This window comes from Micromonospora sp. A3M-1-15 (assembly GCF_024213425.1).
Taxonomy (GTDB): domain Bacteria; phylum Actinomycetota; class Actinomycetes; order Mycobacteriales; family Micromonosporaceae; genus Micromonospora; species Micromonospora chersina.
Window position 1 is genome coordinate 738,989 of record NZ_JANAVK010000004.1, and the last position, 10,985, is coordinate 749,973.

At 73.1% G+C, this 10,985-nt stretch carries 5 protein-coding genes and 1 pseudogene; 4 read left to right on the forward strand and 2 right to left on the reverse strand.

The features are described 5' to 3' along the window. Positions 1–34: 34 nt before the first annotated feature. Positions 35–1,381 (forward strand): hypothetical protein, encoded by a 1,347-nt coding sequence (locus NLX85_RS23910; protein ID WP_254338824.1) that lies wholly within the window; start codon positions 35–37, stop codon positions 1,379–1,381. Between the two features lie 56 nt (positions 1,382–1,437). On the opposite strand, the gene NLX85_RS23915 is transcribed toward NLX85_RS23910, so the two are convergent. After that, the gene (locus NLX85_RS23915; protein WP_254338668.1) at positions 1,438–2,898 is read right to left on the reverse strand and encodes an APC family permease; all 1,461 of its coding nucleotides are present in this window, start codon (positions 2,896–2,898) and stop codon (positions 1,438–1,440) included. 336 nt (positions 2,899–3,234) lie between these two features. Here NLX85_RS23915 and NLX85_RS23920 point away from each other — a divergent pair, with 336 nt between their 5' ends. The 3 genes from NLX85_RS23920 to pulA all read left to right on the forward strand — a co-directional run bounded on the left by NLX85_RS23920 (position 3,235) and on the right by pulA (position 10,326). Then, positions 3,235–3,906, forward strand: coding sequence for a cellulose binding domain-containing protein (locus NLX85_RS23920; protein ID WP_254338670.1), 672 nt, complete (start codon positions 3,235–3,237; stop codon positions 3,904–3,906). A gap of 82 nt (positions 3,907–3,988) precedes the next feature. Next, positions 3,989–4,675: a cellulose binding domain-containing protein gene (locus NLX85_RS23925; protein ID WP_254338672.1), complete on the forward strand. Its 687-nt coding sequence runs from the start codon at positions 3,989–3,991 to the stop codon at positions 4,673–4,675. A gap of 152 nt (positions 4,676–4,827) precedes the next feature. Beyond that, positions 4,828–10,326, forward strand: a complete 5,499-nt coding sequence (gene pulA / locus NLX85_RS23930; RefSeq protein ID WP_254338674.1) for a pullulanase-type alpha-1,6-glucosidase — start codon at positions 4,828–4,830, stop codon at positions 10,324–10,326. A gap of 80 nt (positions 10,327–10,406) precedes the next feature. Here pulA and NLX85_RS23935 read toward each other — a convergent pair. After that, a pseudogene (locus NLX85_RS23935) lies at positions 10,407–10,985 on the reverse strand (hypothetical protein); the annotation flags it as partial.

Here is a 10,985-nt window from a genome sequence, read left to right on the forward strand (position 1 = left end):
GCCGGGCGAATTCCCGCTAGCCAGGAGCTGCCACGTGTCGCATGAACACCGGTCGCCGCTGCCGCGTCCGTCCTATGAGGACCTGCGCGGGGGCGGCCCCGACCGGCCGGCGCACCCGCCGGCACCACCGGTCCGGCCGCCCGCCCGGTGGGGGAGCCGCCGGCTCTCCGGTGGCGCGCCGGCCCCGGGCGGGCCCGACCACGGCGTCCCGGCGAGCCCGGCCCACGGCGCTCCCGCCGCACCGGCGCACGGCTACGGCGTCCCGGGCGCCGCCGGCGGCTTCGGTGCTCCTCCCGCTCCCGGCTACCCCGACCCGGTCGGTGGCGGCGGCTTCGGCCCCACATACGGCGCCCCGGCCTCCGCACCCCGGTTCGCCCCGCCGGAGCCCCCGGGCCACGGCGCCGCCCCCCACTGGTCGGGGCTGGGCACCGCGGCGCCGGGCTACGGCGCTCCCGCGACGCCGGCCTACGAGGCCCCCGCGGCGCCGGGCTACGGCGTTCCCGCGACGCCGGCCTACGCGGCCCCCGCGACGCCGGGCTACGGCGCCCCCGCCTCGGCGCAACCGGGAACGCCGGGCGGCTACGGCGCGCCGGGCGCCCCCGGCTACGGCGCGGCCGGGCCGGCCCCGGCGAGCTGGTCCGGGGCCGACGCGTCCGAGGCGAACGTCGACGGCTACTCGAACCAGGCCGTCTACCACCAGATCCGGCAGGCGGTGGTGCACCGGGTGCAGTACGCGAACGCGCTGCACGCCTCGCACTACTGGGACCTGCGGCGGACCAAGCCGGTCGGGCCGCACGCCCTGGTCTTCCTCTACGCCTGCCCGGACCCCCGGTTCGCCGACCCGCGCCGGCCCTACTACGAGATCAAGGCGGCCTCCCGCCTGTTCCGCGACGGCAGCGAGGTGCAGGACCTGCCGGCGCTGCTCGCCGAGCTGTGCGAGATCGCCGAGGGCTACCTGGCCGGCGGCGGGGTCTTCGACCCGGTGGCCCAGATGACCCAGGCCGGCGAGCCGATGCCGGCCGAGGCGCGCTACGTCGGGGTCTCCGTGTCGACCCTGCTCGGCGCCGGCGACGAGACCGGCGCCGCGCAGCCCGGCAGCGGCGGAATGGGCATCCCCGGGCGCAACCTGGTGGTCATGTCCGACGACAACCTGCTGGTGGTCGAACGCCCGGCGCGGGCGCACGAGCAGGTCGTGGTGCACTCCACCTCCCCGCACTACAGCGGCGGGGGCGTGGAGTACCGCAGCTGGCTCCCGCTCAGCCCGGAGCATCAGGTCCACCCGGCCTGGCGCTGGTTGCAGCACCTCAACCAGCTGGTGATGACCGGGCAGGAACGCAAGGCCGCGATGGCCGGGACGGTCGCCGGCCGGCGCCGGCGCTGAACAGGCCGACGGCCCGCCCCGGCTGTCGGGGGCGGGCCGTCGCGTGTCCGGGCCGCCTACAGGGAGCGGCCGACCAGGTCCTGCTCGATGACCGCGAGCGGGCGCGGCTGGCCCTGCCCGACGTTCTCCAGCACCTCGGGGCGGGTGGCCCGGATGACCGCCGCCCAGACCAGCCCCACCGCCGCGGCGGCCGCCACCGCGCCGGGGACCAGCCACTTCGTGGTGGACTCCGGTGGCGCCCCGAGCACGGCGGAGAGGTTGACAAGCGTGGTGAGCAGGGCCGCGCCGACCAGCGCCGCACCGATGGCCGGCGCGACCGCGCGCTGCCACGTGCTCTCGTCGCCGCCGCCGCCCCGGCGGAAGAAGGCGATCGTGGCGATGGAGGTGACCGCCATCATGAGCAGCACCGCGATGGCCGCGACGCCCGAGAGCCAGCTGAACATGATGGCGACCGGGTCGGCGCCGGTCAGCGCGAAGACCAGGATGACCGGCAGGGCGATCGCCGACTGGAGCACGGACCCGGCGACGGGCGCGCCGCCCCGGCCGACCCGCTCGAACACCGCCGGCAGCACCCGCTCCCGGCCGAGGCTGAAGGCGTACCGGGCGATCGAGTTGTGGAAGCTGATCATCGCGGCGAAGACGCTGGTCACCACCAGGATGGTGGCGACGCTGCCGAGCACGGGACTGGCGTTCGCCTCCAGGATCGAGAACGGCAGCCCGGCGTTCGGGTCGCGGGACCGGTCGACCACCTGGTCCGGGCCCACGGCCACGGCCATGGCCCAGGCGGCGAGCGCGTAGAGGACGCCCAGCAGGATCAGCGCCGAGTAGGCCGCCCGGGACACCGCCTCCGGCGACCGGGACTCCTCGGAGTAGACGGCGGCCGACTCGTAGCCCACGAACGAGGCCGCGCAGAAGGCGACCACGCCGCCGATGCCGGGGACCAGCAGGTTGCCGGGGTCCAGCGGCGCGAAGCTCACCGAACCGCCGGCCGGGTGGGTGAACGAGGTGAGCACGAAGAGCAGGATCACCGCGACCTCGACGGCCAGCACCGCGCCGAGCAGGCCGACGCTGATCCGCGCCTTCAGCACGCCGATCAGGGCGACCCCGGCCCAGGCGAGCAGCGCCCAGGCCCACCAGGCGCCGCCGAGGCTGCCGCTGACGACCGCGCCGAGCAGCCCGTACAGGCAGATCTGGATGGCGTTGTAGCCGAGCAGCACGACGGGCGCGGCGACGACGCCCCAGAACCGCCCGAAGCCGGCCGCCAGGGCCGCGTAGAAGACGCCGGCGCTGGAGACGTAGCGAGCCATGGCCAGGTAGCCGACGGAGAAGAAGAGCAGGGCGGCCGCGATCACGAGGAAGCCGAGCGGTGTGCCGGTGACGCCGGTCGAGGCGTACGTGGCGACGATCGCGCCGGCGAGCACGGCCATCGGGGAGGAGGCGGTGGCGCTGAACACCAACAGGGCGCCGGTGCCGAGGGACTTGCGGATGAGCCCGGTTGGCGCGCTGGCAATCTGCATGGAGCTGCTCCGAGTGGGGGAGGGGGTTGTCGGGGCGGGTGTCCGTCGGAACGGCTCTCCATGATGGACAGTGCGGGCGGATGTGCGCGTCCTTGCCCGGATCTGAGCCATTTAGGAGCTCCGATAGCTGAGCCCGGACAGCGTAGCCGACGACGCGGTGCGACGTGTTGCGTGCAGGTCGTGTTCGTGGGTCGGCCGACGGGGCCGATCCGCCGCACGTGATCGTCCGTTCCGCGCGTCGCGGGTGCCCGGACGGTCGGATCGGCCCGCCCGTGCTGCGGGACGCGACGCACCATGGCTACGCTGGCGCGTCGGGTACCACGAGGGGGGCATGTGATGAGCGGCGGGCCAGCCGAGCCGGCCGAGGCGCCGGCGGCGCCGCGGGTGCTCGCATCGGTGCCGTGGGTCGTGGTGGTGCTCGGCGTCGGTCTGATCGTCGGCCTGCTGGTGATCGCCCTGTTCTCGCTGCGCGGGCAGGAACGCCAGCCGGTGCCGGCGCCCGCCCCGCCGATGTACCTGCCGACCCTCGGCGTGGACCCCCCCACCTCCGCGCCGCCGACGGGCGGTGCCACCGGCACGCCCACCGGATCGGCGACGCCGTCGCCCAGCGCGACCGCCTCGCCCTCGGCCGGAGCGTCCCGGTCGGCGACGCCGCGGCCCAGCGCCTCGACCCGGGTGGCCACCCAGGGTGCGGTGACCGCGCGGTACGAGGCCACCGCGAGCGACCGGGACGGGTTCGAGGCCCGGCTGACCGTGGTCAACGGCTCCGGCGGCGGGCAGGGCTGGGAGGTCCGGCTGCTCTTCACCGGCAACGTGAAGAGCATCGAGGCCTCGTCCAGCTCCGGGGTGTCGGTCAGCACCCAGGGCGGCGGGGTGTTCGTGCTGCGCGGCACCGGGCCGCTGCCGGCCGGGCAGACCACCACGGTGCGGATGCGGTTCGGCCGCACGGGCACCGGTGACCAGCCGGGCCAGTGCACGGTCAACGGCGCGGACTGCGTGATCGCCTGAGGCGGCACCGGCCGCGGCTCCCCCGGGCGGGCGACGCTCGAGGTCGTTACGCTCGCCCGACGGGGACCGACAGGGGAGGGGCATGTCCGGCACACGACGCGTACGCCCGTCACCCGGCGCCGCAATCGTCTCCTCGCCCTGGATCATCGTGTCGATCGGCGTGATCGTCATGGTGGTGCTGCTGGTCGTGGCGCTGGGCTCGGTGCGCGGGCGGCGGACGTTCGCCGAGTCCCCGCCGCCGGCCCCGACGATGTCGCTGCCCGAGTTGGCGGCCACCACCACCCCCACCACCTCCGGCCAGGCCGCCCGGCCGCCCACGTCCGCCGCCGGTCCGGTGGTCCCCGGGCTCTCCCCCCGGTCGACTGTGCTGCCCGCCCGGCCCACGCCGAGCCCGCCGGCCGGCACCGGCACGGCCCGCCCCGGCGGCCCGCCCGCGCCCGCGCCGGCCGCCCCGCCGGTGACCGGCCGGTACGGGGTGGTGAACAGCTTCGACGGCGGCTTCATCGGTGAGGTGCGGCTGGTCAACGCCGCCGACACGGCGCGGGGCTGGACCGTGCGGCTGACCTTTCCGCGGGGTCGTCTCGTGACCGCCTGGGTGAGCGGCGCCGAGCAGGGCAGCGGCGACTTCACCGACGGCGTCTTCACCTACCGCAGCGGAGTGGCCCTGGCGCCCGGCGCGTCGGTGGCGCTGCAGTTCCACTTCGAGCAGACGGGGACGACCCGGCCGACGAGCTGCGCGGTCGACGGCGCCGACTGCTCCGGGCTCTGATCCCCGGCCTCCCGCGTCACCCTCGGCGACCACCACGCGCTGCCGTGTTTCGCAAGACGGCTGCTTTGTTGCGACTTCGTTTGCAAGGTATTGCAGAATGTTTCGGCGGGAGCTAGCGTGCGGGCGAATCAGCGACCAGAGAAAGGCCGTCGATGAAACCCCCGCCGATATCCCGCAAGGCCCTGGCCGCCCTGGCCTCCTCCCTCGTGCTCACCCTCGTCGGCGTGCCGGTGGCCCTCCACCAGCTGGGTGCCGACGGCAGCGACCGCCGCGCCACCCCCGACGTGCTGGCCGCCGCGGGCGCCCCGCAGTGGAGCCGGGAGCCGTCCGCCGAGGCGCTGCTCAAGGCCGGCAGCAACAGCGCGAAGGCCGAGCAGTTCTACTTCGTCCTACCGGACCGCTTCGCCAACGGCGACAAGCGCAACGACACCGGCGGGCTGGCCGGCGACCGGCTCAGCACCGGCCTGGACCCCGCGGACAAGGGCTTCTACCACGGCGGTGACCTCAAGGGGGTCATCGACAAGATGGACTACATCGAGGGCCTCGGCACCACGGCCATCTGGCTCGCCCCGATCTTCAAGAACCGGCCCGTGCAGGGCACCGGCGCGGACGTGTCCGCCGGCTACCACGGCTACTGGATCACCGACTTCACCCAGGTCGACCCGCACTTCGGCACCAACGCCGAGCTGAAGAATCTGGTCGGCCTCGCCCACCAGCGGGGCATCAAGGTCTACCTGGACATCATCGTCAACCACACCGCGGACGTCATCCGCTACGCCGAGGACAAGTACGGCTACGTCGACAAGAAGACGTCCCCCTACACCGACGCGCAGGGGCGGGCCTTCGAGGACCGCAACTACGCCGACGGCACCCGGGCGTTCCCGCAGGTGAACAAGGAGTCCTTCCCGTACACCCCGACCTTCGCCAGCGCGGCCGACGCCAAGGTCAAGGTGCCGGCGTGGCTGAACGACCCGACCATGTACCACAACCGGGGCGACTCCACCTTCGCCGGTGAGAACAGCGAGTACGGCGACTTCTTCGGCCTCGACGACCTGTGGACCGAGCGTCCCGAGGTGGTCCGCGGCATGACCGACATCTACGCGCAGTGGATCGGCAAGGCCGGCGTCGACGGCTTCCGCCTCGACACGGTCAAGCACGCCAACCTGGACTTCTGGCCGCAGTTCACCCGCGGCATCGACGCCGCCGCGGCCAAGGCCGGCAAGCCGGACTTCTTCATGTTCGGCGAGGTCTACAGCGCCGACCAGGAGATCGAGTCGACCTACGTGCGGCAGGGCGGCCTGCCGGCCACCCTCGACTTCTCCTTCCAGGAGGCCGCGCGGAGCTACACCGCCGCCGACGGCTCGGCCAAGGCCCTCGCGGACCTGTACGCCAAGGACGACCTCTACGCCGCGCGGGACACCGACGCCAACCGGCTGACCACCTTCCTCGGCAACCACGACATGGGCCGGATCGGCTCGTTCATCGCGGCCGCCGGCGGGGACGACACCAGCCAGCTCCGCCGCGACCAGCTCGCCCACCAGCTGATGTTCCTCACCCGCGGCCAGCCGGTCGTCTACTCCGGTGACGAGCAGGGCTTCACCGGGCCCGGCGGGGACAAGGACGCCCGGCAGGACATGTTCGCCAGCAGGACGGCGGACTACCTCGACGACGACCTGATCGGCACCACCCGCACCCACGCCAGCGACCAGTACGACACCACCCACCCGCTCTACCGGACCATCGCCGAGCTGGGCGAGCTGCGGCAGGCCCACCCCGCGCTGCGGGACGGCGTCCAGGTCACCCGGTACGCGGCCGACGGTCCCGGCGTCTTCGCCTTCTCCCGCGTCCTGCCGAAGGACCGCACCGAGTACGTCGTCGCGGTGAACAACGCCGCGACCGCGCAGACCGTCACCGTGGACACGTGGTCGGCCGGCGCCACCTTCACCGGCGTGTACGGCGGCGCGACCACCGCGAGCGCCGGCGCGGACGGCAAGCTGGGCGTGACCGTGCCCGCCATGTCGGCCGTCGTGCTCAAGGCCGACCGGGCGATCCCGCAGGCCGGCGCGGCCCCGACGATCACCCTCACCGAGCCGGGCGACGCCCCGGTCGCCACCAAGGCCGCCGTCACCGCCCAGGTCACCGGCGACCCCCTCGCGACCGTCACCTTCGCCGCCCGGGTCCCCGGCGGCAAGTGGACGCTGCTGGGCAGCGCGCACCGGGCGCCGTACACCGTCCACCACGACCTGACCGGCCTGGCCGGCGGGACGAAGGTGGAGTACAAGGCGGTGGTCCGCGACGGCAAGGGCCGCGTGGCCGCCGCGCGCACCACCGGCGTGGTCGGCACCCCGGCGCAGAGCGCCTCACGGGACTGGGCGGTCGTGCACTACCAGCGTCCCGCCGGGGGGTACGCCGACTGGGGCCTCTACACCTGGGGCGACATCGACCCCGCCTACCAGACGGAGTGGCCCAAGGGGCAGCCGTTCGCGGGTGAGGACTCCTACGGCCGGTTCGCCTGGGTCAAGCTGAAGCCTGGCGCCAAGTCGGTCGGGTTCCTCGTGGTCGACAAGGACGGGAACAAGGACGTCGCGAACGACCGCACCATCGACGTGACGCAGACCGGCGAGGTCTGGGTCAAGCAGGGCGACAGCGCCCTCTACCCGACCCGGCAGGCCGCCACCGGCGAGCCCGACCCGCCGGTCGACCAGAGCACCGCGGTCATCCACTGGCGCAAGGCGGACGGTAACTACGACGGCTGGGGCCTGCACCTGTGGGACGGCGCCGCCAACCCGACCGACTGGGGCAACCCGCTGAAGCCGGAGAAGATCGACGCGTACGGCGCGGTGTTCCGGGTGCCGCTCGCGGCCGGGGCCACCGGGTTGAACTACATCGTGCACTCCGGCGACGAGAAGGACCAGCCCGACGACCAGCGGCTGGACTTCGCCACCGCCGGGCACGAGATCTGGCTGCTGGCCGGGGTCAAGGGCCGGCTGCTGCCGCCGACCTCGTCCGGCGTCGCGAAGGACCTCGACATCACCAAGCAGAACGCGCAGTGGATCGACCGGTCCACCGTGGCGTGGCAGACCGGGCCGACCGACGGCAAGCGGTACGCCCTGGTGGCCGCCCCCGCCGGCGGGCTCGGCATCGCCGACGGCGAGCTGACCGGGACGTACACCACGCTGCCGCTGCGGGCGGGGCGCAACGGGCTGACCGAGGCCCAGCGGCAGGCGTACCCCCAGCTCTGGGCCTACCGGGCGTTCACGCTGGACCGCGCCGACCTGGCCAAGGTGCCCGTGGCGCTGCGCGGCCAGCTCGTGGTGACCGAGCGGGACGCCGAGGGCCACCTGCTCGGCGCCACCGGCGTGCAGATCCCGGGTGTCCTCGACGACGTCTACCGGGCCGCCACCGGCGCGAAGCTCGGCCCGACGTTCGCCGGCAAGGTGCCCACCCTGGCCGTCTGGGCGCCCACCGCCCGGAAGGTCTCGCTCCAGCTCTTCGACTCTCCGGCGGCCGAGCCGACGAGCGTGTCGATGAGCCGCAACGACACCACCGGCGTCTGGTCCGTGCGCGGCACGAAGGGCTGGACCGGCAAGTACTACCGCTACCAGGTCGAGGCGTGGCAGCCGGCGGCGCAGAAGGTGGTCACGGCCGCCGTGACCGACCCGTACTCGCTGGCCCTCGCGCCGGACTCGACGCACAGCCAGATCGTCGACCTGGCCGACCCGGCGCTGGCCCCGGCCGGCTGGGCGAACCTGCGCAAGCCGAAGGCCGTGCCGTCGGCGAAGGCCCAGATCCAGGAGGTGTCGGTCCGCGACTTCTCCATCGCCGACACCACGGTGCCGGCCGATCGGCGGGGCACCTACCTGGCCTTCACCGACCCGGGCACCGCCGGGATGAAGCACCTGAAGGCGCTCGGCGACGCCGGGGTCAACTACCTGCACCTGCTGCCGGCGTTCGACTTCGCGACCATCCCCGAGAAGCGAGCCGACCAGGCGCAGCCCGCCTGCGACCTGGCCGCGCTGCCCCCGGACTCCGACGAGCAGCAGAAGTGCGTCGCCGCGGTGGCCGGCAAGGACGGCTACAACTGGGGGTACGACCCGCTGCACTACACGGTGCCGGAGGGCGGGTACGCCGTCGACCCGGCCGGGGCGAAGCGGACCACCGAGTTCCGGCAGATGGTCGCCGGGATCAACCAGGCCGGCCTGCGCGTGGTGATGGACGTCGTCTACAACCACACCTCGGCCGCCGGCACCGACCCGAAGTCGGTGCTCGACCAGGTGGTGCCCGGCTACTACCAGCGGCTGCTGCCCGACGGCAGCGTGGCCAACTCGACCTGCTGCGCCAACACCGCCCCGGAGCACGCCATGATGGGCAAGCTCGTGGTGGACTCGCTGGTCACCTGGGCGAAGGCGTACAAGGTGGACGGGTTCCGGTTCGACCTGATGGGCCACCACCCGAAGGCGAACATCCTGGCCGTCCGCGCCGCGCTGGACGGGCTGACCGTGGCCCGCGACGGCGTGGACGGGAAGAAGATCCTGCTCTACGGCGAGGGCTGGAACTTCGGCGAGGTCGCCGACGACGCCCGGTTCGTGCAGGCCACGCAGGCCAACATGGCCGGCACCGGCATCGGCACCTTCAACGACCGGCTCCGCGACGCGGTCCGGGGTGGCGGGCCCTTCGACGGCAACCCGCGGATCCAGGGCTTCGCGTCCGGGCTCTTCACCGACCCGAACGGTGACGACGTCAACGGCTCGGCCGCCGAGCAGAAGGCCCGGCTGTTGCACCAGCAGGACCTCATCAAGGTGGGGCTCACCGGCAACCTGCGCGGTTACCGGTTCACCGACTCGTCGGGGCGGCCGGTGACCGGCGCGCAGGTGGACTACAACGGCTCGCCGGCCGGCTACACGGCGGCGCCCGGCGAGGCGGTCACGTACGTCGACGCGCACGACAACGAGATCCTGTACGACGCGCTGGCGTACAAGCTGCCGCAGGGCACCTCGGCGCAGGACCGGGCGCGGATGCAGGTGCTCGCGCTCAGCACCGTGGTGATGGGGCAGGGGACCGGGTTCGTGACGGCCGGCTCGGAGCGGCTGCGCTCGAAGTCGCTGGACCGCAACTCGTTCAACTCCGGTGACTGGTTCAACCAGATCCGCTGGGACTGCGCCCAGGGCAACGGCTTCGGCGCCGGCCTCCCGCCGGAGCAGGACAACAAGGACAAGTGGCCGTACGCCAAGCCGCTGCTGGCCGACCCGAAGCTGGTGCCGGACTGCGCGGCGATCGACCTGGCCGACGCCCGGTACGCGGAGCTGCTCACCATCCGGCGCTCCTCGCCGGTCTTCGGGCTGACCACCGCCGACCAGGTGCAGAAGCGGGTCGCCTTCCCGCTCTCCGGCGACCGGGAGACCCCGGGCGTGATCACCATGACCCTGGACGCCCGCGGGCTGGACGGGAAGTGGAAGTCGGTCACGGTGGTCTTCAACGGCACCCCGGAGACCGCGAAGCAGACCGTCAGCGGCCTGCGCGGGGCGAACGTGGCGCTGCACCCGGTGCTGCGGAACTCGGCCGACCCGGTGCTCCGGACCGCGTCCTTCGACCGGGCCGGCGGCACGTTCACCGTGCCGGCGCGCAGCGTGGCGGTCTTCGTCCAGAGCTGACACCGAACGCCGGTCCGGCCCCCTGCCACGAAGTGGCAGGGGGCCGGACCCTTTGCGTCGAGCCGTACGTCGACCGTTGCTCAGTTGAAGCAGTCTTCGACGGTGTTGGCGCAGTTGGTGGGGTCGTTGTTGGTGATGGTGGACTTGTCGTCGAGCTTGACCTTGCCCTCGTTGTTGAGGACGCCGCCGGCGACGCGGTGGAGCTTGGCGGTGTCGGTGGCGGTGTTCTTGGTGACGTGGGTGTTGGTCAGGGTGACCTTGCCCTTGTTGTTGAAGATGCCGCCGCCGTTGAGGGCGGTGTTCTTCTTGATTTCGGTGTCGCGCAGGGTGAGGGTGGCGTTGTCGTCCTTGTCCCTGCCGTCGTGCTCGGTGAAGCCGTCCTCGACCTTGACGAGCCATTCGCCGTTGAAGATGCCGCCGCCGAAGCGGTTGGCGGTGTTCTCGACGATGGTGCTGTCGGAGATGGTGGCGGTGGCGTCCTGCTTGTCGTTGGGGTAGCCCCAGTGCTTGCCGCCGGTGTTGACGATGCCGCCGCCGTTTCCGTCGGCGTGGTTGCGGGCGACGAGGACGTGGTCGAGCTTAAGTTCGGTGTTCTCGGCGTAGATGCCGCCGCCGTTCTCGCAGGCGGTGTTGCCGGTGATGGCGGTGAAGCTGATGGT

Bases quoted from the DNA above. Each gene is read 5' to 3' on its own strand.
- NLX85_RS23915 (WP_254338668.1), bottom strand. From the start codon at position 2,898: ATGCAGATTGCCAGCGCGCCAACCGGGCTCATCCGCAAGTCCCTCGGC.
- NLX85_RS23920 (WP_254338670.1), top strand. From the start codon at position 3,235: ATGAGCGGCGGGCCAGCCGAGCCGGCCGAGGCGCCGGCGGCGCCGCGG.
- NLX85_RS23925 (WP_254338672.1), top strand. From the start codon at position 3,989: ATGTCCGGCACACGACGCGTACGCCCGTCACCCGGCGCCGCAATCGTC.
- pulA (WP_254338674.1), top strand. From the start codon at position 4,828: ATGAAACCCCCGCCGATATCCCGCAAGGCCCTGGCCGCCCTGGCCTCC.